Source organism: Coralloluteibacterium thermophilum (assembly GCF_042654365.1).
GTDB lineage: Bacteria > Pseudomonadota > Gammaproteobacteria > Xanthomonadales > Xanthomonadaceae > Coralloluteibacterium > Coralloluteibacterium thermophilum.
In genome coordinates, this window is sequence record NZ_JBHSGG010000002.1 from 250,684 (window position 1) to 272,316 (window position 21,633).

Here is a 21,633-nt window from a genome sequence, read left to right on the forward strand (position 1 = left end):
GGCGGGATCGGGGCGAAGGCGACGTCAGCCGCCGCCGACGGGCTGGCCGGCGAGGCTGCGGGTGACGCCGACGAACTCGTCCAGCTTGGCGCGGGCGCGGCCGTCGGCCATCGCCGCGCGCGCCAGCTCGATGCCCTCGGCGATGCTCGCGGCGACGCCGGAGACGTAGAGCGCGGCGCCGGCGTTCAGCGCGACGATCTCGCGCGGCAGGCCGTCGCGGCCGTCGAGCGCCTCCGTCAGCATCGCGCGCGAACTGGCGGCGTCGTCCACCCGCAGGTTGCGGCTCGCCGCCATGGCGATGCCGAAGTCCTCGGGGTGGATCTCGTACTCACGGACCACGCCGTCGCGCAGCTCGCCGACCAGGGTGGCCGCGCCGAGCGAGATCTCGTCCATGCCGTCCTGGCCCCAGACCACCAGGGCGCGCTCGGTGCCGAGACGCTGCAGCACGCGCACCTGGATGCCCACGAGGTCGGGGTGGAACACGCCCATCAGCACGTTCGGCGCGCCTGCGGGGTTGGTGAGGGGGCCGAGGATGTTGAACAGGGTGCGCACGCCCATCTCGCGGCGCACCGCGGCCACGTTCTTCATCGCGGGATGGTGCAGGGGCGCGTACATGAAGCCGATGCCGCACTCGGCCAGCGACTGCGCCACCTGCTCCGGCGCCAGCTCGATGACCGCGCCCAGCGCCTCCAGCACGTCGGCGCTGCCCGAGCTCGACGAGACCGAGCGGTTGCCGTGCTTGGCCACGCGCGCGCCGCAGGCGGCGGCCACGAACAGGCTGGCGGTCGAGATGTTGAAGGTGTTCGCGCCGTCGCCGCCGGTGCCGACGATGTCGACCAGGTGCGTGCGGTCGGCCACGTCCACCTTCGCCGCCAGCTCGCGCATGACCTGCGCGGCGCCGGCGATCTCGCCGACCGTCTCCTTCTTGACCCGCAGCCCGGCCAGGATGGCCGCCTGCATGGTCGGCGAGACCTCGCCGCGCATGATCTGGCGGAACAGGTCCACCATCTCGTCGTGGAAGATCTCGCGGTGTTCGATGGTGCGCTGGAGCGCGGCCTGCGGGGTGATCGGCATGGTCAGCGGGACAGGAAGTTGCGGAGCATGGCGTGCCCGTGCTGGGTGAGGATGGACTCGGGGTGGAACTGGACGCCCTCCAGCGGCCACGCGCGGTGGCGCAGTCCCATGATGGCCTCGACGCCGCCCTCCGCGTCCTCGGTCCAGGCGGTGACCTCCAGGCAGGCGGGCAGGCTCTCGCGCTCGACCACCAGCGAGTGGTAGCGGGTCGCGTCGAAGCCGTCCGGCAGGCCCGCGAACACCCCCGCGCCGCGGTGGCGGATCGGCGAGGTCTTGCCGTGCATGATGGTGCCGGCGCGCACCACCCGGCCGCCGCAGGCCTGGCCGATGGCCTGGTGGCCCAGGCAGACGCCCAGGATCGGGATGCGCGGGCCCAGCGCCTCGATGACGGCCAGCGACACCCCGGCCTCGTTGGGCGTGCAGGGCCCCGGGGAGATCACGATGCGCTCCGGGGCCAGCGCCTCGATCGCGGCCACGTCCAGCGCATCGTTGCGCTCCACCCTGACCTCGGCCCCCAGCATCTGCAGGTACTGGACGAGGTTCCAGGTGAAGCTGTCGTAGTTGTCGATCATCAGCAGCATGCGCTGCGGGTCCTGCGGCGGAGGCGGGCGTGATGCCCGCGCGAAGGAGCGCGAGGATAGCGCACCGCAGCATCCGGCCGCTGGCGGGCACTCTGTCTCGACGCGCAGCCGGCTAGAGTGTCCGGCCCTCCGCCGCCGCCAGCCGCACGCGCGCCATGCATTTCCTTCTCTCTTCCGCCGCCGCCCTCGCCTTCTCCTTCGCCGCCCTGCCCGTCGCGCCCGCGGCCGCGGAGGACGCCGCCGGCCTGCCCGCCACGCGCAGCTTCCGCTTCGAGTCCCAGCAGCAGACCCTGACCATGCGCTACCAGGACGTGCGCCCGGCGCGGGCCAACGGGCGGACCGCGGTCCTGCTGCACGGCAAGAACTTCTGCTCGGACTACTGGGAGGACACCGTCGCGGCGCTGCGGGAGGCGGGCTTCCGGGTGGTGGTGCCCGAGCAGGTGGGCTTCTGCGGCTCCGACCTGCCGCAGCGCTACCAGTACAGCTTCCACCAGCTCGCCGAGAACACCCACGACCTGCTGGAGAGCCTGGGCGTCGAGCGCGCGGTGCTGGTCGGCCACTCGATGGGCGGCATGCTGGGCGCGCGCTACGCGCTGATGTACCCGGACGCCGTCGAGCGGCTGGTGCTGGTCAACCCCATCGGGCTCGAGGACTGGAAGGCCAAGGGCGTGCCCTACGCCGACATCGACGCCCAGTTCGCGCGCGAGCTGGCGATGGACGCGGCCACCATCGAGCGCTACCAGCGCACGTCCTACTACGACGGGCAGTGGACGCCCGCCTATGCGCGCTGGGCGGAGACGCTGGCGCGCCAGTACCAGGGCCCGCGCGGGCGCGACTTCGCCTGGAGCATGGCCCTGACCAGCGACATGGTGTTCACCCAGCCGGTCGTGCACGAGTTCCCGCAGCTCCGGGTGCCCACCACGCTCATCGTCGGCGGGCGCGACCGCACCGCGATCGGCCGCGACGCCGCGCCGCGCGCCGTGGCCCGCACCCTGGGCGACTATCCCGCGCTGGCGCGCGCCGCCGCCGAGGCCATTCCCGACGCGCGCCTGGTGCTGTTCGACGACCTCGGCCACCTGCCGCAGATCGAGGACTTCGGGCGCTTCCGTCCGGCGCTGCTGGAGGCCGTCGACGCACCCGCGCGGGATTGACCCACGTCGCGGTTTGCTGCGCTGCAGTTTGCGCCCGGCGGTAGGTGGGCGCAGTGTCCTCACGACGGCCCATGGCCCGGATGGCCAGCGGCGCACAGGCGAGGGCGAACCGCCATGAGTCCACTGCACGTGTCCTCCGCAGCGTCCAAGCGGATGCTGGGACTGATCCGCAACCGCACCGGCACCAGCCGGCTGCCGGCGCACATCGCCAAGTCGTGGACGCGCTGCTTCGACGAGTACGGCATCGAGCCGGACGTGAAGCACGAGACCGCCGTCCTCGAGGCGCCCGAAGTGCGCCTGCGCCAGGAGCGCTTCGGCGAGCTGCTCGACCTCGCCCGGGCGGAGATGGAGAACCTCTACGAGCAGATCTCCGGTTCCGGCTACGCCGTCATCCTGAGCGACGCCGAGGCCACCATCCTCTCCACCCTGACCGATCCCGCGCTCAAGCGCGACTTCCACCGCGCCGGGCTGTGGGACGGCGCGCTGTGGGACGAGCGCCACGAGGGCACCAACGGCCTCGGCACCTGCGTCGCCGAAGGCGGCCCGGTGGTGATCCACCGCGGCGAGCACTTCCTCGAGCACAACGTGCGCCTGACCTGCGCGGGCGCGCCCATCCTCGACGTCGACGGCGGCGTGATGGCCGTGCTCGACGCCTCCTCCGCCAACTCCACCGGCTGCGTGGTGCACCAGCGCCACACGATGGCCCTGGTCAAGATGTCGGCCAACCTCATCGCGCGCTGCAACTTCATGCGCGCGCAGCCGGACAGCTGGATCCTGCGCTTCCACAGCCGGCCCGAGTTCGTCGGCCTGCTGCACGAGGCGCTGCTGGCGGTGGACGGCCAGGGCGTCGTGCGCGCGGTCAACGACAGCGCCCTGGTCCAGCTCGGCATGAACTCGCGCGCCTGCCTGATCGGGAGGCCGATCGAGACGGTCTTCCCGTTCCACCTCGACGCGGTGGCGCGGCGGGCCATCGTCGCGCCCAGCACGCTCTGGCCGGTGCGCGACCTGGCACACGGGCGCCGCTTCTTCGTCAAGGTGCGGCCCCCGCTGCGCCAGGACGCGGTGCGCCGCAGCCACGCCGCGCACCCGCCGAGCGCGGCGCCGGCGGTCGCCCCGGGCGCGCGCGAACCCGTGCACGTCAACGCCGACCCGGCGATGCGCAGCGCCATGGCGCGCGGCCGGCAGGTCTTCGCGCGGCGCATCCCGATCCTGCTGCAGGGCGCCACCGGAACCGGCAAGGAGGCCTTCGCCAAGGCCCTGCACCGGGGCAGCCCCTGGGCCGACCAGCCCTTCATCGCGGTCAACTGCGCGGCCATTCCCGAGTCGCTGATCGAGAGCGAGCTGTTCGGCTACACCCGCGGCGCCTTCACCGACGCCGCGCGCGAGGGCCGGCCGGGCCGCATCCAGCAGTCCAGCGGCGGCACCCTGTTCCTCGACGAGATCGGCGACATGCCGCTCGCGCTGCAGTCGCGCCTGCTGCGCGTGCTGGAGGAACACGAGGTCGTCCCGCTCGGCGGCGACCGGGCCATCCCGGTGGACCTGCACCTCGTCAGCGCCACCCACCAGGACCTGCTGCAGATGGTCGAGGCCGGCACCTTCCGCGAGGACCTGTACTACCGCCTCAACGGCATCACCCTGCGCCTGCCGGCCCTGCGCGACCGCGCCGACAAGCGCGAGATGATCCAGGCCCTGCTGCGCGAGGAGTGCCCCGACGACGAGCCGGCCGTGCTCAGCCCGGACGCGCTGCGCCTGCTGCTGGCCTACCCCTGGCCGGGCAACGTGCGCCAGCTGCGCAACGCGCTGCGGATGGCCGCCGCGCTGTGCAGCGACGGGCTGATCACGCCCTCCAACCTGCCGCAGGAGATCGTCGAGGCGGCCGGCGGCGCCGGCGCCCGCGGCGAGGCCGAGGCGCTGCCCGCCAGCAGCGCGCTGCGCACCGCGGAGCGCGAGGCGCTGCTGGATGCGCTGGAGCGGATGCGCTGGAACATCAGCCATACTGCCGAGGCCCTGGGCGTCAGTCGCAATACCCTCTACCGCAAGCTCCGCAAGCACGAGATCGCGCTGCCGGAGTGAGGCGCGTCGTCCGGCCCGGCCCCGCACGGCCGACGCCGCGGGCGGGCGTGCCGACGCCACCCGGGACGCCCCGGCCCCCGCAGAACCAAGGATCCCCGATGCTGCCCAACCGGCCCTTCCCGCCTTCCCCCTCCCTGCGCCCCGCGCGCGCCCTGCTCGCCCTCGCCTGTGCGGCCGCCCTGCCCGCCGCGGCGCAGGCGCAGTCCGCGCCGCCGCTGCGCCTGCCGAGCGTGGTGGTCAGCGCGACCTACACCGAGCGCGACACCTTCGAGGTGCCGGCCTCCATCGACGCCGAGCCGGCACGCCGGCTCGACCGCCTCAACGTCAACGTCTCCGAGACCCTGAACGCGGTGCCGGGCGTGCTGGCGCGCAACCGCCAGAACTACGCCCAGGACGAGCAGATCTCGATCCGCGGCTTCGGCGCGCGCTCCACCTTCGGCATCCGCGGCGTGCGCCTCTACACCGACGGCATCCCGGCCTCGATGCCCGACGGCGCCGGCCAGGTCTCGCACTTCAACCTGGAGACCGCGGACCGCATCGAGGTGCTGCGCGGCCCCTTCTCGGCCCTCTACGGCAATTCGTCCGGCGGCGTGGTGCAGATCTTCACCGCGGACGGCACCGCGACGCCCGAACTGCGCGCCGGCATCGCCGGCGGCAGCGACGGCACCCTGCGCGCCAACCTCAACGCACGCGGCGTGGCCGGCGACCTCGACTACAACCTCGGCGTCACCCACTTCGAGACCGACGGCCACCGGGCGCACAGCGCCGCGCAGCGGACCTCCGGCAACGGCAGGCTGCGCTGGCAGCTGCCGGGGGGCGGCAACCTGAGCCTGGTGCTGAACACGGTCAACATCCCCAACGCGCTCGACCCGCTGGGGCTCGGCCGCGCCCAGTTCGAGCAGGACCCGCGCAGCGTGGCCGAGGTGGCCACCACCTACAACACGCGCAAGTCGGTCTCGCAGCAGCAGGGCGGGCTGATCTGGGAACAGCCGCTCGCCGCCGCGCACAGCCTGCGCGCCATGGGCTACTACGGCCAGCGCGACGTCTTCCAGGTGCTGGCGATCCCGCCGGGGGCGCAGGCCAGCCCGCTGAGCCAGGGCGGGGTGATCGACCTCGCCAACGAGTACGGCGGCGGCGACGTGCGCTGGCTGTGGAACGGCCAGCTGGCCGGCGCGCCGCTCGAGGTCGCGGCGGGCGTCGCCGTGGACCGCCAGCGCCAGCACCGCACCGGCTACGAGAACTTCGTCGGCGACGCGCTCGGCGTCGTCGGCCGCCTGCGCCGCGACCAGATCGACCGCGTCGAGAGCCGCGACCTCTACGCCCAGGCGAGCTGGACACCGCATCCGGACTGGACGCTCTCGGCCGGCGCGCGCCGCAGCCGGATCGACTTCGACTCGCGCGACCGCTACATCACCGCCACCAATCCCGACGACAGCGGAACCGCCGACTACGGGCAGACCACGCCGGTCGCCGGCGTGCTGTGGCGGGCCTCGCCCACCGTGCACGCCTACGCCGCCTACGGGCGCGGCTTCGAGACCCCGACCTTCGCCGAGCTCGGCTACCGCAACGACGGCGGCAGCGGGCTCAACCTGGGTCTGGCGCCGGCGCGCACGCGCAATGCCGAGCTGGGCGTCAAGCTGCGGCCGGACGCGGCGCTGGGCATGGAGTTCGCGGTGTTCCGCGCCGACAGCCGCGACGAACTCGCCGTCGCCACCAACAGCGGCGGCCGCACCACCTACCAGAACATCGACCGCTCCCGCCGCCAGGGCGCCGAGGCCGCGCTGCGGGTGGACGTCGCCCCGGCCTGGCAGTTCCGCACCGCCTTCACCTGGGTGGACGCGACCTTCGAGTCGCCCTTCCTGACCTGCACCGGCTCGCCCTGCACCACGCCCGACACGCCGGTGGCGGCGGGGCAGCGCATCCCGGGCGTGGCGCGCGAGGCGCTGTTCATGGGCCTGCGCTGGCAGCCGGCCGAGACCGGCTGGCAGGCGGGGCTGGAGGGCCGCTACATCGGCGAGGTGCCGACCGACGACCTCGGCCGCGACCGCGCCGACGCCTACGCCGTGTTCGCCCTCTCGGCGGGCTACACGCTGGACCTGCCGCGCTGGCGGATCGGCACGTTCGCGCGGGTCGACAACCTCTTCGACCGCCACCATGCCGGCTCGGTGATCGTCAACGACGGCAACGGCCGCTACTTCGAGCCCGGACCCGGCCGGACCTTCCTGGTCGGCGCCGACCTGCGCTGGCGGGCACGCTGAGGTCCGCACCGTGGACGCACGCGGCGGCTACGGCACCACGGTGGTGATCCTGCACTGGCTGATCGCGATCGCGATCGGCGTGCTCATCGGCACCGGCTGGTACATGGTGGACCTGGAGAAGGGCACGCCCCCGGTGGCCCGTTTCTACAACTTCCACAAGTCGATCGGGCTGATCGTGCTGGTGCTGGTCGCCCTGCTGATCAGTGCGCGCCTGCGCGATCGTCCCGGCCCGCTTCCGGGCACGGTACCGGCCTGGGAGGTGCGTGCGGCGGAGTGGTCGCACAGGATCTTCTACGTGCTGCTGGTGCTGGTGCCGCTCAGCGGCTACATCGAGTCGAACTTCGCCAAGTGGGGCATCCGTTTCTTCGGCCTGCACCTGCCCTCGTGGCTGCCCGAGAATCCGACGCTGTATGCCGTGTTCAACCGCATCCACGTCTACAGCGCGAACCTGTTCGCCGCGCTCATCGGCCTGCACATCGTCGCGGCGCTCGCGCATGCGCTGCGCCGCGACGGGGTGATGTCGCGCATCCTTCCGCGGCGGAGCCGGGTGCGGGGAGCGGGCGGGGATTCCGGGATCGGCTGACGCGAAGCGGGGAACGGGCAAGGCGCCGGCGCCCGTCCTCGTTCCCGTCCCCGCCTCGCGTCCCTGGCTTCTCCCGCGCTTCGAGCTAGAAGCGGAACCGCATCCCGACCTGCCAGGTGCGCGGCGCGCCGGGCGCGACGAAGCGCGAGGGGCCTTCCTCGACCGGCTCGACGTGCGGCCGGATCAGTTCGCCGCCGGGAAACAGGTCCTCGGCCACCGCCGCCCAGGTCTCGTGGCGCTTGTCCAGGATGTTGTTGACCCGCGCGTACAGCGCGAGGCGCGGGCCGAGCGCCCATTCCGCACGCAGGTTGAGCAGGCCGTAGCCGGCGGTGGCGAGGTCGTGGCGGACCTCGTCGGCGTCATCGTCGTCGACGTTGTCGACCAGGCCGTCCTCGTTGCCGCTGGCGACCCGGCCGGATAGCGCCTGCCAGTCCGCACCGAGCAGCAGCGACGGCGTCGGGCGCCAGTCGATGCCGAGCTTGAGGGTGTGCCGCGGCAGGCCGGCGATGCGCATGCCCGGCTCCAGCTCGATCACCCGCTCGCCGGAGAGCAGCTCGCCCGTGGCCTGGTAGGTCGCGTCCAGGTAGCTGTAGCCGGCCCACACCGCGGCCGTGCCGAAGTCCTGCACGAACTGCAGGTCGGCGCCCTGGTGGCGGGTCCGGTCGGCGTTGTCGAAGTAGCCCAGCTGCGAGTTCGGTGCGCGCAGGAACAGGATGTCGTTGCGGTTGTCGGCGCGATAGAGCGAAAGCGACACGGCCCGTGCCCGGCCCGACGTCCAGCGCGCGCCGAGTTCATAGGTGCGCGAGACGATCTGCTCGAGGAAGGGATCGGCCTGCAGGCCGGTCGGCAGCCGGCACGGTTCCTCCGGGTCGGCGCAGCCCAGCTCGATGGCGGTGGGCGCGCGCGTGTTCTGCGAAGCGCTCGCGAACACGGTCACGTCCGCACCGATGCGGCGGGTGAGGCCGAAGGCCGGGTTGAGCTTGGTGTAGGTGAAGGCCTCGCGCGGCTTCTCGCCGTCGTCGGCGGTGGACAGCGTGTTCTCGACCTCCACCCGGTTCCAGCGCAGCGATGCATTGAGCCATGTATCCGGCGCCAGTTCCCACAGGTCGGTGACGAACAGGCCGAAGGCCTCGGTGGCGCCGTCGACGCCGGAGAAGAATGCGCGCTCGCTGCCCGGCAGCGCGACCACGGAACGCTCGGGCGTGAAGTCGCCGTCCTGCTCGAACTGGGCGTAGTCGACCCGGCTGCGGTCCCAGCTCGCGCCCCAGGTCAGCCGGTGCGTGGCGAACGCCTGGCCGAGGTTGGCGGCGAGCCCGTGGCCGCGCTGCTCCATCCGCGTGGTGTTGAACACCGCCGGCGGAATCAGTGCCGCCTCCCCGGCGGTATGGCCGCACTCGTCCTCGAGCGGCAGGCCGTCGGCATCGAAGCCGTCCTCGCAGGCCTCGACGTACTCCTCGTAGTCCTCGCTGGCGTCGCCATTGACCGTGTCGCGCGTGCCGCGCCGCACGTAGGCCAGAACATTGAATACGCTGCCGCCGCCGAAGCGGTGTTCGAGCTGCGCGGTGGCCAGCGTATTGCGGTTGCGGGTCAGGTCCGGCGAGGTGTAGACCGCGCGGCGGTCCATCTCGTAGAGCCCCGGTTCCACGCCGTCGTCGGTGTAGCGCCAGCTCGGCAGCAGGCCGTTGCCGATCAGCCGGCTGCGCCCGTGCAGCAGCGACACGTCCCAGTCGGTCGCCTCGCCCTCGCGGCCGAGTCTGGCGAACACGTTGCCGAGCCGGCCCTCGGAGGCGTCGCGCCAGCCGTCCTCGTCGAACTGCGTGGTGGCGACGAAGGCGTGCATGCCGTCGCCGCCGGCCCAGCCCCAGGCCGCGTCGAGCCGGCGCCGGGCGTCGCTGCCCAGCTGCACGTCGCCCGCCAGCCCGGGATCGGTGAGGCCGGACTTGGTGGTGAAGGCCAGCGCGCCGCCGAGGGTGTTGGCGCCGAACAGCGGGTTGGAGCCGGGCATCAGGGTCAGCGTGCGGATGGCGGCTTCCGGCACCATGTCCCAGCTGATGATGTCGGCGAAGGGTTCGTTGATGCGCACGCCGTCGAGGTAGACCGAGAGGCCCTGGGCCGCGCCCGGCAGTGCGGAGGCGCGGAAGCCGCGGAAGGTGATGTCGGTCTGGAAGGGACTGCCCTGGACCTCGTTGGCGTTCACCCCCGGCAGGCGCCGGGTCATGAAGCCGGGGAGGTTCTCCGCGTGCGCGGCGTCGATCTCTTCGGCGGTCGCCGACTGCACGTTGTAGGGAAGATGGTCGGCATCGACAGGAGCGCCGCGCAGCGGCGTGGCGGTCACCTCGACGCGGTCGAGCCGGGTGACCTCGCGGTCGAGGGCGCCGGTCACCGACTGTGCGGCCGCGGGCGGGGCCGTGGCGAGCATGACCAGGCAGGTGCGCACGGCAATGGCGACGGGACGGGGGGCAGGCGACGGCAGGCAGGCGTTCCGGGACATACCGCTGGAGTCCGTTGAAGGTGGCCTCAGCGTAGGAGCAGCAGCAGCCGCTGCGACATGGGAACGATTCCCGGATCGCGGGGCCGGCCGGCACGGGCAAAAAAACCCGCGTCGGGGCGACGCGGGCGAGGCATCCGGAGGATGCACAGGAGGAGAGGGGCCGGGCGCAGGCACGGACCCGTACCGACGGTAGCCCCGCCCGCGCCGTCCGACCATGGGAAAACATCCCGACTGCGCCAGCGCGCGGGCAGCGGGCAGCGGGCAGCGGGCAGCGGGCAGCGCGCATCGTGCACCGCGCAGGAGAGAGTGAGGAGGCGTGAGGCACGCGTGCCGGCGGGGCGCGTCCTCGTTGTCTCGTTCCTCATGCCTCGCTCTCGCCCGAAGAGCGCCCCTCCCCTGCTTCCGCGCCGTCCACGGGCCGCGCTGCCGATGCTTCGCAGGCCGGGCAATGGGGAGCGCGCCCACGCCTACGCGACCGGCGCCGTTCCCCCGCCTGTGGGGACGGCTGGAATGCGGTCAGCGCTGTTCGCCGCCGGAGACCGGGGAGCGAAAGCCTCCGCTCCGCCGCCCCGGGCCCCTAGAACCGCATCCGCGCCCCCACGAACACCTGCCGCGGCGGCCCCGCGAAGGCGCCGTTGACGCGGCTGACGAGATAGGTCCGGTCGGTGAGGTTGGTCGCGCTCAGGTACACGCTCAGGCCGTCGGTGACGTGCAGGCTGAAGGCCGCATTGAGGGTCGTGTACGCGGGGATGCGCCCGGACTGCCCGTCCGGCGCCGGTGCCACCGTGTTCAGCGCGTCGGTGTACTGCGCGCCGACGTGGGTCGCGCCGATGCGCGCGTTCCAGCGCGCGTGCTCGTAGCCCAGGCTTGCCGAGACGAGCTGCCGCGGCGCGTAGGGCAACCGGTTGCCCCGGGCGTTGGTGAACACCTCGGTCTCGTCCTCGCCCGGTGCGAAGTCCGGGGTCATCAGGTCGCTGTCGAAGCGCGCGGTGAACAGGTTGGTGTAGCTGCCTGCGAGGTAGAGGTTGCCGGCGCTCCCGCGCATGTGGCCGAAGTCGAGCCGGCCGGCGAGTTCGACGCCACGGTTGGTGCTGCGGCCGGCGTTGGCGAAGGTCTGGCCCAGGCCGACCGCGTAGCCCGGCAGGATCTGGTTCCTGAAGTCGATCCCGAACAGGGTCGCCTCCACCACCACGCCGCGCGCGGGCCGGCTGCGCACGCCGAGCTCGATGTTGGTGCTGCGCTCGGCGTCGACCTGCTGCAGGTCCTCGTCGCCCGGCGGGAGGTTGGCGTCCGGCCGCGGCGGCGCGATGCCCTGGTGGACGCCGGCGAACAGGGTGGTGTCGCGCAGGCCGGCATAGGTCACGCCGAGGCCGGGCAGCAGCCGGCTGTTGCTCTGGCGGGTCTCCACCGCCGGCTGCACCGGCGCGAAGCCGTCGTGGGTGACGCGGTTGCTCTGCTCGTAGTGCTCGTAGCGCAGGCCCGGGGTGAACGACCAGTTCCCGGCGTAGAAGGTGTTCTGCAGGTAGGCGGCGACGGCGTCGGTCTCGATGTCGAAGGCATCGCGCAGGCCGGTACCCTCGGAGTCCTCGCGCGCGGTCGGGAAGGCGCCGTTGTAGCGCCTGCGCTCGATGCGCTCGCGGTGCAGGCGCACGCCGGCGACCAGTTCGCTGCGCAGCCCGAACAGGACGTGCTCCACCTCCAGGCGCGGCTCGATGCCGTGGAAGCGGTACTCGCGCGGCCGCATCTGGTTGCCGCACAGGTGGGCGAAGGCCTCGAAGCCGCCGGGGACGCCGTAGTCGATGCCCTCGGGACAGCCGGCGACGATGCCCTCGCCGTCCGCACCCACGCCGTCGTAGCGCAGTTCCTCGCGTTCCTTCTCGGCCTCCCCGTCGTCGACGTCGGCCTCGACGATGGCATCGAGCTGGCGGTAGGAGGCACGGTCGGTCCGCTGGTAATAGATCTGCGTCGCCAGGCGCGCGGTGTCCGAGAAGGCGACGTCGTGCACCAGCTGCACCGCGCTGCGCTCGAGTTCGAAGACGTCGTCGCGAAAGGGGTTCTGGAACGGATCGGCATCGAAGCGGGCCTGGTCGAGGCCCGCCTCGCCGAAGTTCGAGCCCTCCTCGTAGCGGTTCAGCTTGAGCCGCAGCGACTGGCGCTCGCCCAGGTCCACCTCGCCCTTGAGCGCGAGGTCGCGGATGCGGTGGTGGCTGTGTTCGCGGCTGCCGTCGCCCTGGCGCTGGGCGGCCTGAAGCAGCCAGCCGCCCCGTTCGCCGCCGTTGCCGACACCGACGCTGGCGCGGGTGAAGTCGCGGGTGCCGGCAGCGAGGTCGATCTCGGCCAGCGGCGTCCGCGGCACGGGCGTGGTCACGACATTGATCACGCCGCCCACGGTCTGCGGCCCGTGCATGATCTGCCCCGCGCCCTTGACCACCTCGATGCGCTCGATCCGCTCCAGCGGCGTGTGGTAGTGCGAGGTCGGGTCGCTGTACGGCGCCAGGTGCACCGGCATCCCGTCCTCCAGCATCAGGGTGCGACTGGTGCGGCGCGGGTCGAGCCCGCGGATGCCGATGTTGAGGTTGAGCCCGAAGGCGTCCTCGGCCACCACGTGCACGCCGGGGACGCCCTGCAGCGCCTCGCGGATCGAGTACGGCCGCTCCGCCTCGAGCTGCCCGCGGTCCACGGTGGCGCTGGAGCCGGCCACCGCATCCAGCTCCTCGGGCAGCAGGCCGCTGACGGTCACGGTCGGCAGGATCGACATGCTGTCCGTCTGGCCCTGCGCAGCCGCGGGCGCGAGATCGAACAGCAGGAGCCCCTTGGTCATCGCGATGGCGAGCAGGGAGCGGCGTTTCCGCGTGGCGTGCGTACTGGTGCGCATGGGCTGCCTCGTCGTGGATCGACCGAACTCTAGGTGCCGTGGCCGGTTGCTAACATGGGAACAATTCCCGATCGCCTGGGGCCGCCATGCGCATGTCGCGCCTGCTGCTGTCGCGCATCGTCGTGCTGTCCGCGGCGATGCTGCTGGTCGCGCTGGCGCTGGCGGTCTGGCAGGCGCGCCGCGATGTCGAGCACGAGGCGCAGGGCGCGCGCCAGACTGCGCGCCTGCTCGACGCGCTCGGCGGCCTGCATGGCGCCCCCGCCGACGAGATCCCCCGACGGCTGCGCGCCGTGCAGTCGATCCTGGATTCCGGCGAGATGCGCCACCTGCGCGTGATCCTGCGCGACGAGGCCGGCGCGGTGCTGGCGCACTCGCCGGACGCGGCCGGGCCGCGCCTGCAGGCGTGGCTGTTCGCCGTGCTCGGCGGCAGCGCGGACGACGAGCCGTCCGTGCACTGGACCCTGCGCGGCGGCGACGGCCGGAGGATCGAGGTGGAGATGGCGGTCGATCGCGCCAGCGAGCAGCAGGAGGCACTGGATGCGCTGTTCGACCTGCTTGCCATCCTGCTCGCCTTCGGCACCCTGGTGGTGCTCGCCAGCGTCCTCACCGTGCGCCAGGTGCTCTCGCCGCTGCACGGCATCCTGCACGCCATCGAGGGCTACCGCAGCCAGGACTACGCGCGCCGCGCGCCGCGCGGGCGCAGCGAGGAAATGAACGCCATCGCCGACGGGCTCAACCACCTGGCGCAGGCGCTGGCGGCGGCGCAGGAGGCCCGCCGCGGACTCAGCGCGCGCCTGCTGACCCTGCAGGAGGCCGAGCGCGCGCACCTGGCGCGCGAGCTGCACGACGAGTTCGGCCAGGTGCTCACCGCGATGCGCGCCGACGCCACCTGGCTGGCGCGGCGCGTGCGCGGCGACGCCACGCTCGAGGCGGTCGCCGGCGAACTGGTGCGGCAGTGCGAACGCGCCAGCCTGGAAGTGCGCGACCTCCTGCGGCGCCTGCGTCCGGCGCTGCACGAGACCGACGCGCAGGTCCCCCTGCGGCGCATGCTCGAGGAGCTCGCCGACAGCTGGCGCGGCCGTGCCGGGCGGCCGATGGCGGTGGAGCTCGACCTCGATGCCGCGGTCGACGCGCTCCCGGCCCCGCTCGCGCTCGCCCTGTACCGGCTCAGTCAGGAGGCGCTGACCAACGCGGCACGTCACGCACAGGCCGTCAGTGTCCGGATCGTGCTCGCGCGCGAGGGCGACGGCCGCCTGCGCTGGGAGGCGCTCGACGACGGGGTCGGCCTGCGCGCCGACGGCCAGGAGGCGATCCACGGCAACGGTCTGGTCGGCATGCGCGAACGGGTCTGGGCACACGGCGGCGAGCTGGCCTTCCTCCCCGCCGATCCCGACACCGGCCGCGGCCTGCGCATCCGCGCCTGCTTCCCGCTTGCGGAGGCGGTTGCAGAGGAGTGAGCGAGGAGAAACGAGGAACGAGGGCGGGCAGCCGCGCCCCCTCTTCCCACTCCCCATCCCTCGCGCCTCGCCAGAAGTCCCTCCTCAACCCTCCCCAGCTGACGCGGCCGCCGGCGGGGCTCCATAGGGCGTGGCAGAGAACGACGGGCGAGGGGCGAGTCTTCCACCCTCGCGCGACCGGCTCCTTCCCCCGCCTGCGGGGGAAGGCCGGGATGGGGGTGAGCGCGGAACGCGCTGGAGCGCGTGGAGAGGACTGGGAAACAACGGGCTCCGCCTCGCCCTTCCTCTCACTTCTCCTCACTCACTCCTCGACGCCGACGTCAGGCGCAGATCGGCGGCGGCGCGAGGAGGGCGTGCTCGAGGGCGTAGCGGTACATCTCCAGCGCGCTCGACAGGCCGGTCTTCTGCCGGATGGTGGTCTGGTAGTTGGAGACGGTCTTGACGCTCAGCCGGTGCGCCTCGGCGATTCGCTCGACGCTCTCGCCCTCCGCCAGCAGCAGGAAGACCTCGAACTCGCGCGGCGACAACGCGCGGTGCGGCGGGCCGTCGCGCACGCCCGCGGCCAGCTCCGGCGGCACCAGCGCCTCGCCGCGGCCGACGCGGCGCACCGCATCGACCAGCACCTCCGGGGCGCTGCTCTTGGTCACGTAGCCGTGCGCACCCAGCGCCAGCGCGCGCGCCGCCAGGGCGGCGCTCTCGTGCATGGTGAACACCAGCACGCGCGGGCCCGGGCCACGCTGGTTCATGCGCTGCAGGATGTCGAGCCCGCTGCGGCCGGGCATCGACAGGTCCAGCACCAGGACGTCGGCATCGTGCCGTGCGAACCAGTGGTAGGCACTTTCGCCGTCGCCGAACTCGGCCACCACCTGCATGTCGTCCTCGAGCTCGAGCAGCCGCCGGTAGCCGTTGCGGACCACGGCGTGGTCGTCCGCCAGGGCGATGCGCAGCAGCCCCACGACGGTTCCCCGCGTGGCGGGACTCGCTTCCGGCGTGGTGCTCCAGGTGCGCATGGGTGCAGTGCCTTCAGTGCGGGATGATCACGCCCCACGGCATCTCGCCGACCGGGATCTGCGCGATCTCCTGCATCGTCTCGGTGTCGATCACGCTGACGCTGTTGGAGCGCCCGTTGGCGACATAGAGCTTGGCGCCGTCCGGGGTCAACGCCGGGTTCCAGGGGCGCTGCCCGACCGGGATCTCGCCGATCGGCTGGCGGCTCGCGGTGTCGATGACCGTCACCGAATGCGCACCGCCGTTGGAGGCATAGAGCCGGCTGCCGTCGGGCGACAGGGCGAGACCCGCGGTGCGCAGGCCGGCGGGAATGCTGGCCACCCGCGATCGCTGCGCGAGGTCCACCACGTCGACCACATCGGCCGACTCCTGCGCGACGTAGACGATGTTGCCGTCGGGTGCGAAGGCCATGCCGCGCGGGTGCCCACTGACCTCGATCAGGCCCACCGAGGTCGCGCTGGCCACGTCGATCACGTCCAGATCGCTGGATGCCTCGTTGCTGGTCAGCAGGAAGCGGCCGTCCGGCGTGTACACGCAGTGCTCGGGCGCACGCCCCTGGGTGGGGATGTGGGCGCCGATCTCGAAGCTGGCCTCGTCGATCAGCATCACCTCGTTCTCGCCCTCGACGCAGACGGCCAACTGTTCGCCCGATGGCGAGGCGGTGACACCCTCGGCGTTCTCGCCGATGTCCACGCTGCGCCGGATCCGGTCGCTGGCGATGTCGAGCTCGACCAGGCGATGCGCCGCGGCATCGACCACGAGCAGGCTGTCTCCGCCCGGCGCGACCATGATCTGCTGGATCCGGTTGCCCAGCCCGCCGCCGGACAGCGTGCGCACCACGCTGTCGCTGCCGGTGTCGATGATCGAGATCGTTCCGCTGCGCTGGTTGGGCACGTAGGCGTGCACGGCCGCCGATGCCGGCGCGACGTCGGCGGCGACGGCGGTGGACACTGCAGACTGCTCGCGACCGCAGGCGGCGAGCAGGACCACCGCCGCGACCGCGACCGCGACCGTGCGCCAGTGCGGACGGATGGACATCGACGGCATCCCCATCATTTCGCGCTCTCTCCCTTGTCTGCGTGCACCGAGCGGATGAAGGCCACCAGCTTGTCGACGTCGCCTTCCTGCAGCACCGCGTCGAACGGCGGCATCTGCCCGACCACGCGCTCCTGGCCGATGCGCGGCAGGCCGTACTTGACCATCCCGGCGGTGCCTTCGCTGATGATCACGCGCAGCACGTCGTCGCTGTCGCCGTAGATCCAGATGTCGTTGGTCAGCGGCGGGCACATGCCGCCGCCGCCGGTGCCGCCGTGGCAGGCGTTGCAACCGGCGGAGAAGTAGATCTTCCTGCCGGCCTCGACCAGCTCTGGCGTCACCTCGACCGGACCGCCCTCGGGCAGGCTCGGGGTCTCGGCGGCTTCGGGAACCGCAGCCTCGGCTGCGGGCGCCGGTGCGCTCGTCGGTGCCGGTGCCGATGCGACGGGGGCCGGCTCGGCGGCGGCCGCAGGGGCCGCCTGGGATTCCATCTGCCCGCAGCCGACCAGCCCGCAGAACAGAAGGGAGGCGAGCAGGCGCTTCGGGATCTGACCGAGGATCTTGTGCTGGCGATACATCATGGGGTCGGGAAATCCTTGCTGGGGTAAGGAGCCCGCTGGCGGCAGCGGGGGATCGAAACGCGGTTCAGGGGCGGGCAGGGCCCTCGATTTCGGCGGCGAGCGCCTCGTGGCCGGCCCCGCGCGCGATGGCGGCCGCGGTGCGGCCCTCGCCCTCGCGCGCGTCGCGGTCCGCCCCTGCCTCGAGCAGGGTGCGGACCAGGGCCTCCTCGCCCACCGCCGCGGCGAGCATCAGGGGCGTGATCCCGGCCGCGTTCGTGCGGTTCACGTCCGCGCCGCGCGCGACCAGGGCCTCGAGCAGCTCCGGCTGCTTCCTGCTCACCGCGAACATCACCGGCGTGAAACCGGAGGGGTTGGTGCCGTTCGGATCGGCGCCGGCCTCGATCAGCTGGCGCACCATGTCCTCATCGCCATAGGTGATGGCGAGCGCGAGTGGGCTCCAGCCGTCCCCGGCCGCGACATCCACGCCGGCACCGGCGGCCAGAAGGGTGGCGACCGCGTCGGTCTGGTCGCTCCAGACCGCCAGCATCAGCGGCGTCCACCCCGACCGGTTGCGCGCCTCCAGGTCGGGCTCCTCCGCCAGCACCCGCGCCAGGATCGCGGGCTGGCGCCCGCGCACGGCCAGATGCAGTGCGGTCTCGCCCTGCGGACCCACGGCGTCGACGTCGGCGCCCTGCCCGAGCAGGAACTCGATGCGGCCGATGTCGTCGCCGACCAGCGCGTGCTGCAGCTCCTCGTTGCGGTCGCTGCCCGCGGCCAGGCGCCGCTGGAGGTCGGCCAGGCTCTCCGCGGGCGCCACCGGGTCGAAATGGGTCTGCGCCGGCTCGGGATAGGGCCCGTGCGACGGCAGTGGCCCGGAGACGATGCAGTCCTCGCACTCCACCAGCGGTACCGCGTACTCGTCGAGGATGGCGCGGATGCGCTCGCTGCTGGCCTCCAGCGCAGCGTCGAGCTCGTCGCGGAGCGCGCGGTTGCGGCGCGCGACCGCCAGCGCCACCGGATACTCGAGCACCTCGTCGTCGATGGTGTTGAGCGGATGGATGGTCAGGCCGTGCCGGCTGGCGTAGTAGCCCGCGGTCGGACCCCAGGCCTCGGCGGCGTCGAGGCGGCCCTCGATGACGCCTTCGACCAGCTTGGCGGGATGCTCCTCGGGCTGCAGCGAGGAATCGTAGAAGAGGTACTGCACCTCGGTGCCGCGCACACCGTGGTCCCGCAGCGCCTGCCGCGCCTGCGAGCTCTGGAACACGCCGAGGCGAATGCCCTTGAGTGCCGGGTCGTCGAGCGATTCGGGCTTCAGCGCCATGTCGCCGCTGACCAGCACATAGGTCGAGCGGTAGACCGGCCTGGTGACGAGGCCCATCTCGAAGTCGGTGCTCATGTCCATGAGCACGTCGCAGCGACCGGCGTTGATGGTGCTGCGCGCCAGGCCGCGCTGGTAATAGGTGTGCCAGTGGTACTCCAGGCGCCGGCCCATGCTCTCGGCGAGCACCTCGGCGATGCGGTTCTGGAAGCCCTCGCCGGCGCGGTTGGACAGCGGCATGTTGCCGGGGTCGGCACACACGCGCAGGACCGCACCGTCGTCCGCGCCGGCGGCTTCCTCCTCGCCGGCCGCCGGCGCGCAGCCCGCGGCGAGGGCCACCGCAGCCACGGCCGCCACAGAAACGCACCGCCACGGCGCAAGCGCGCCGTGGCGGTGGGGAACGGCGGGGGAGCCAGGATTCCCCGCGCCGCGCATCGGCCCACGCACACTGTCCATCGCTGCGCGCCGCATCAGTGACCGGCCCCGTGCGCCGTCGGGTTGCTGGCGACCGCAGGCGGCTCGATCGTGCGCCCGGCACCGCCGATGCGGAAGGTGTGCACCATGCCGCCCAGCGGGATGTCCTGGAAGTTGTTGCTGAACGCCAGGCCGGCGGCACCGAGCGCGCCATAGGGATCCGAGGGATCGAGCCCGGCCGTCACCGGCAGGCCGATCCAGCCGCCGATGCCCGAGAACACCGAGATGTACTCGTTGCCGTTGGCGCGGTAGGCGATGGCGTTGCCGATGACGCCGGACGGCAGCTTGGTCTCCCACAGCTTCTCGCCGGTCTCCTTGTCGACGGCGCGGAACCAACCGTCGAGCGTGCCGTAGAACACGAGGCCGCCGTCGGTCACGAGGGTGCCGCTCCACACCGGGTAGGCCTCCTCGATCTCCCACTTCGACTGCCCGGTCAGCACGTCGAAGGCCTTGACGATGCCGAGTGCGCCGGGCTTCTCGGGCTTCATCATGACGTTGGCGAAGACGTAAGGCAGGCCGAGCATGGTGTTGCCCCGCTCCTGCGGCTCGAGCTCCATGTACCAGTTGTTGGTGCCGCAGAAGAACACCTGCGGCTCGGCCGGATCGACCGAGCACGGCTGCTGATCCTTGCCGCCCATCGCCGACGGCGAGACCGACACGTTCTTGCCGCGCTCGAACGGCGAGTGCGCCGCGACCTTGACCGGGCGCCCGGTCTCCATGTCGACCCGCTCGGCCCAGTTCACGTTGACGTACTTGTGGGTGCGCAGCAGGGTGCCGTCCCGGCGGTCGTGCACGTAGACGAAGCCATTGCGGTCGAACTGCACCAGGGCCGGCACCTGCCGCCCGTCGATCGTCAGGTCGACCAGGATCGGCTCGTTGACGCCGTCGTAGTCCCACTGGTCGAACGGGGTCTTCTGGTAGCCCCAGACCGCCTCGCCGGTATCGATGTTGCGGGCGAAGGTGGTCATGGACCACTTGTTGTCCCACTCGCCGTTGTTGCACTCCTCGTGGGTGTCGGCACCGCAGCGGTAGGACGGGCTCCACAGGCCGGGGTTTCCGGTCCCGTAGTAGACCAGCTTCAGGTCGGGGTCGTAGCTGTACCAGCCCCAGGCCGCACCGCCGCCGCGCTTCCACTCCTCGCCCGGGAAGGACTTGATGCCGAGGTCGCCCAGTTGGCCGAAGTGGGGGTTGGCCTTGTTGAAGTCCGCGCCCAGGCAGAGGTCCTGGTCGCTGCCCGCGGCCGCGCAGTTCCATACCTCGCTGCCGTCGGCGAGGTTGTAGGCCACCACGCGTCCGAGCACGCCGAACTCGTTGCCGCTGATGCCGGCGACCACCTTGCCGTTGGCGATGATCGGCGCCATGGTCACCGTCTCGCCCTGGTCGGGATGGGCGAGCTTCTTCTTCCAGACCTCGCGGCCGGTCTCCGCGTCGAGCGCGATGATGTCGCCGCTCAGGCTGCCGAAGACGATCTTGCCGTCGCCGTAGGAGGCACCGCGGTTGACGGTGTCGCAGCAGGCCACCGCCACCGAGCGCTCGTCCTGCTCCGGGGTGTAGTGCCACAGCACCTTGCCGTTGTCGGGCTCGGACAGGTCGACCGCGTACACGTGGTTCGGGTAGGCGCTGACGAAGTACATGCGGTCGTCGATCACCAGCGGCTGGCCCTCGTGGCCGCGGGTGGCGTTGGTCTTCATCTCCCACGACATCCTGAGGTCGCGCACGTTGTCGCGGTTGATGCCGCTCAGCGGGCTGTGCCGGGTCAGTGCGAAGTCGCGGCCGATGCCGCCCCAGTTGTCCGCGTCGGCGGCGATGCGCTGGAACTCCTGGTCGCTGTCGACCGTGCGCGCGGTGCTGCTGGCCGGCTGGTTCTGGGCCGTCTGCGCGGCGGGCGTCCCGGCCTGCTGCTGGACGTTCGGCGTCGCGGTCGCGTCGACGTTGCAGCCTGTGACGGCCAGCGCGAGCGCCGCGGTGAGTGCGGAGACGCGGAAGATGTCGCGTCGCGTGATGCGGTTCATGGGTTCTCCTCCCTCTGGCCGCCTGCGGCGGCTCGTTGTCGTGTGCGGTGGTGGGTGGGAATCAGGCGGCGGTCCTGAGGACGCCGGAGGTCCTCGCCACGTGCGTGGCGATGGCGTCCATCAGCGGCGGCGACAGGCAGTCGTAGGGCTCGATGCCGAGCTCGCGCAGGCGCGCGCGGACCGCGTCCATCCGCGCCGGGTCGGCGCCGGACTCGATGATCGAGGACACGAACGCCGCGAACTGCGGCGCCTGCCAGCCCGGCTCGTCGGACAGCTCCACGTGCACGAAGTCGAGGCCGTGGAAGGGATGCCCGGTGTCCTCGATGCGGCCGAACATGTGCACACCGCACGCGGTGCAGGCGTGGCGCCGGATGGTCGCGGCCTCGTCGACGACCGCGAGCTTCTCCTCGTGCGCGACGACGTGGACCCTGTCGCGCGGAACCACCGCGACCACCGAGAACAGGGCGCCCTCGGGCTTCCAGCACCTGGTGCAGCCGCAGGCGTGGTTGTGCGCGACCTGGCCGTCGATGCGCACCTCCACCTTCTCGCTGTCGCAATGGCAGCGGAGGGTGCCGCCGGCGAAGGCCTCGTCGCCGGGGCGGATGCCGTGGTCGATCGCGGGGTGGAGCCGTACTGGGTCAGCCATCTCTGCGTCTCCGTGAGCGTGGGGTGGATGCGGGGAC

General features: G+C 72.3%; 15 protein-coding genes. 5 read left to right on the forward strand and 10 right to left on the reverse strand.

The window, feature by feature from the left end; translation table 11 throughout:
* Positions 1-24: 24 nt before the first annotated feature.
* Positions 25-1,074: an anthranilate phosphoribosyltransferase gene (gene trpD, locus ACFO3Q_RS01615; protein ID WP_377002834.1), complete on the reverse strand. Its 1,050-nt coding sequence runs from the start codon at positions 1,072-1,074 to the stop codon at positions 25-27.
* A 2-nt stretch (positions 1,075-1,076) separates the two neighbouring features.
* Positions 1,077-1,655, reverse strand: a complete 579-nt coding sequence (locus ACFO3Q_RS01620; RefSeq protein WP_377002835.1) for an anthranilate synthase component II — start codon at positions 1,653-1,655, stop codon at positions 1,077-1,079.
* A gap of 155 nt (positions 1,656-1,810) precedes the next feature.
* On the opposite strand from ACFO3Q_RS01620, the gene ACFO3Q_RS01625 reads away from it, so the two are divergent.
* The 4 genes from ACFO3Q_RS01625 to ACFO3Q_RS01640 all read left to right on the forward strand — a co-directional run bounded on the left by ACFO3Q_RS01625 (position 1,811) and on the right by ACFO3Q_RS01640 (position 7,720).
* Complete coding sequence (locus ACFO3Q_RS01625; RefSeq protein WP_377002836.1) at positions 1,811-2,806, forward strand: alpha/beta fold hydrolase; 996 nt, start codon at positions 1,811-1,813, stop codon at positions 2,804-2,806.
* Positions 2,807-2,920: 114 nt separating this feature from the next.
* The gene (locus ACFO3Q_RS01630; RefSeq protein ID WP_377002837.1) at positions 2,921-4,879 is read left to right on the forward strand and encodes a sigma-54-dependent Fis family transcriptional regulator; all 1,959 of its coding nucleotides are present in this window, start codon (positions 2,921-2,923) and stop codon (positions 4,877-4,879) included.
* Between the two features lie 98 nt (positions 4,880-4,977).
* A complete protein-coding gene (locus tag ACFO3Q_RS01635) occupies positions 4,978-7,137 on the forward strand; it encodes a TonB-dependent receptor family protein (protein ID WP_377002838.1) in 2,160 nt (719 codons plus the stop codon).
* 10 nt (positions 7,138-7,147) lie between these two features.
* Positions 7,148-7,720 (forward strand): cytochrome b, encoded by a 573-nt coding sequence (locus ACFO3Q_RS01640; protein WP_377002839.1) that lies wholly within the window; start codon positions 7,148-7,150, stop codon positions 7,718-7,720.
* 85 nt (positions 7,721-7,805) lie between these two features.
* Here ACFO3Q_RS01640 and ACFO3Q_RS01645 read toward each other — a convergent pair whose 3' ends face one another.
* Together ACFO3Q_RS01645 and ACFO3Q_RS01650 are read right to left on the reverse strand one after the other, a co-directional pair.
* The gene (locus ACFO3Q_RS01645; RefSeq protein WP_377002995.1) at positions 7,806-10,139 is read right to left on the reverse strand and encodes a TonB-dependent receptor; all 2,334 of its coding nucleotides are present in this window, start codon (positions 10,137-10,139) and stop codon (positions 7,806-7,808) included.
* A 649-nt stretch (positions 10,140-10,788) separates the two neighbouring features.
* On the reverse strand, positions 10,789-13,086 hold the full coding sequence (locus ACFO3Q_RS01650) for a TonB-dependent receptor family protein (RefSeq protein ID WP_377002840.1): 2,298 nt from the start codon (positions 13,084-13,086) through the stop codon (positions 10,789-10,791).
* 86 nt (positions 13,087-13,172) lie between these two features.
* On the opposite strand from ACFO3Q_RS01650, the gene ACFO3Q_RS01655 reads away from it, so the two are divergent.
* The gene (locus ACFO3Q_RS01655) at positions 13,173-14,543 is read left to right on the forward strand and encodes a sensor histidine kinase (RefSeq protein ID WP_377002841.1); all 1,371 of its coding nucleotides are present in this window, start codon (positions 13,173-13,175) and stop codon (positions 14,541-14,543) included.
* Positions 14,544-14,863: 320 nt separating this feature from the next.
* Here the strand turns inward: ACFO3Q_RS01655 and ACFO3Q_RS01660 are convergent, their stop codons facing one another.
* From ACFO3Q_RS01660 to gfa, 6 genes are all read right to left on the reverse strand, one after another.
* Positions 14,864-15,553 (reverse strand): response regulator, encoded by a 690-nt coding sequence (locus tag ACFO3Q_RS01660; RefSeq protein ID WP_377002842.1) that lies wholly within the window; start codon positions 15,551-15,553, stop codon positions 14,864-14,866.
* A gap of 13 nt (positions 15,554-15,566) precedes the next feature.
* The gene (locus ACFO3Q_RS01665; protein WP_377002843.1) at positions 15,567-16,598 is read right to left on the reverse strand and encodes a beta-propeller fold lactonase family protein; all 1,032 of its coding nucleotides are present in this window, start codon (positions 16,596-16,598) and stop codon (positions 15,567-15,569) included.
* 5 nt (positions 16,599-16,603) lie between these two features.
* Positions 16,604-17,167 (reverse strand): c-type cytochrome, encoded by a 564-nt coding sequence (locus ACFO3Q_RS01670; RefSeq protein WP_377002844.1) that lies wholly within the window; start codon positions 17,165-17,167, stop codon positions 16,604-16,606.
* A gap of 64 nt (positions 17,168-17,231) precedes the next feature.
* Positions 17,232-18,821 (reverse strand): quinoprotein dehydrogenase-associated putative ABC transporter substrate-binding protein, encoded by a 1,590-nt coding sequence (locus ACFO3Q_RS01675; protein ID WP_377002845.1) that lies wholly within the window; start codon positions 18,819-18,821, stop codon positions 17,232-17,234.
* A 113-nt stretch (positions 18,822-18,934) separates the two neighbouring features.
* A complete protein-coding gene (locus ACFO3Q_RS01680; RefSeq protein ID WP_377002847.1) occupies positions 18,935-20,950 on the reverse strand; it encodes a methanol/ethanol family PQQ-dependent dehydrogenase in 2,016 nt (671 codons plus the stop codon).
* A gap of 61 nt (positions 20,951-21,011) precedes the next feature.
* Positions 21,012-21,596, reverse strand: a complete 585-nt coding sequence (gene gfa, locus ACFO3Q_RS01685) for an S-(hydroxymethyl)glutathione synthase (protein WP_377002848.1) — start codon at positions 21,594-21,596, stop codon at positions 21,012-21,014.
* Positions 21,597-21,633 lie beyond the last annotated feature (37 nt).

Excerpts from the sequence above, each read along its gene's own strand:
- ACFO3Q_RS01665 (WP_377002843.1), bottom strand. The coding sequence starts at position 16,598 with ATGCCGTCGATGTCCATCCGTCCGCACTGGCGCACGGTCGCGGTCGCG.
- ACFO3Q_RS01620 (WP_377002835.1), bottom strand. The coding sequence starts at position 1,655 with ATGCTGCTGATGATCGACAACTACGACAGCTTCACCTGGAACCTCGTC.
- ACFO3Q_RS01655 (WP_377002841.1), top strand. The coding sequence starts at position 13,173 with ATGCGCATGTCGCGCCTGCTGCTGTCGCGCATCGTCGTGCTGTCCGCG.
- ACFO3Q_RS01650 (WP_377002840.1), bottom strand. The coding sequence starts at position 13,086 with ATGCGCACCAGTACGCACGCCACGCGGAAACGCCGCTCCCTGCTCGCC.
- ACFO3Q_RS01670 (WP_377002844.1), bottom strand. The coding sequence starts at position 17,167 with ATGATGTATCGCCAGCACAAGATCCTCGGTCAGATCCCGAAGCGCCTG.
- trpD (WP_377002834.1), bottom strand. The coding sequence starts at position 1,074 with ATGCCGATCACCCCGCAGGCCGCGCTCCAGCGCACCATCGAACACCGC.
- ACFO3Q_RS01680 (WP_377002847.1), bottom strand. The coding sequence starts at position 20,950 with ATGAACCGCATCACGCGACGCGACATCTTCCGCGTCTCCGCACTCACC.
- ACFO3Q_RS01660 (WP_377002842.1), bottom strand. The coding sequence starts at position 15,553 with ATGCGCACCTGGAGCACCACGCCGGAAGCGAGTCCCGCCACGCGGGGA.
- ACFO3Q_RS01630 (WP_377002837.1), top strand. The coding sequence starts at position 2,921 with ATGAGTCCACTGCACGTGTCCTCCGCAGCGTCCAAGCGGATGCTGGGA.
- gfa (WP_377002848.1), bottom strand. The coding sequence starts at position 21,596 with ATGGCTGACCCAGTACGGCTCCACCCCGCGATCGACCACGGCATCCGC.
- ACFO3Q_RS01625 (WP_377002836.1), top strand. The coding sequence starts at position 1,811 with ATGCATTTCCTTCTCTCTTCCGCCGCCGCCCTCGCCTTCTCCTTCGCC.
- ACFO3Q_RS01635 (WP_377002838.1), top strand. The coding sequence starts at position 4,978 with ATGCTGCCCAACCGGCCCTTCCCGCCTTCCCCCTCCCTGCGCCCCGCG.
- ACFO3Q_RS01645 (WP_377002995.1), bottom strand. The coding sequence starts at position 10,139 with ATGCTCGCCACGGCCCCGCCCGCGGCCGCACAGTCGGTGACCGGCGCC.